The organism is Pseudomonas agronomica (assembly GCF_025917275.1).
GTDB classification, from domain to species: Bacteria; Pseudomonadota; Gammaproteobacteria; order Pseudomonadales; family Pseudomonadaceae; genus Aquipseudomonas; species Aquipseudomonas agronomica.
The window spans coordinates 1-205 of record NZ_JAOSHO010001196.1 but is presented as its reverse complement, the minus strand read 5'-3'; the positions used below and the strand labels follow the sequence as shown (position 1 = coordinate 205).

1 protein-coding gene is annotated in these 205 nt (G+C 68.3%); it reads right to left on the bottom strand.

The features are described 5' to 3' along the window. Window positions 1-205 (bottom strand): contractile injection system protein, VgrG/Pvc8 family (locus tag OC610_RS29505; protein WP_264433436.1); only part of this gene is annotated, 205 nt, incomplete at both ends.

The window sequence follows — 205 nt, the reverse complement described above, 5'->3', positions numbered from 1 at the left end:
GCCCAGGCCCCGGGCGTTGCCCGCCAGCTCGACCTGTTCATGCAGGGTCTGTAACGCTTCGATGCGGGTGCGGGCGTAGTGTTCGCCGTCTTCGCTCTGCACGTAGGTGCCCGGATAGTCGAACAGCGGATAGTCGCCAGCGGTGTGCGGGCGGGGCATGGCCGAGCGCACGTCGATGCGCGCGCTGGGGCGTTGGAAGTCGTAG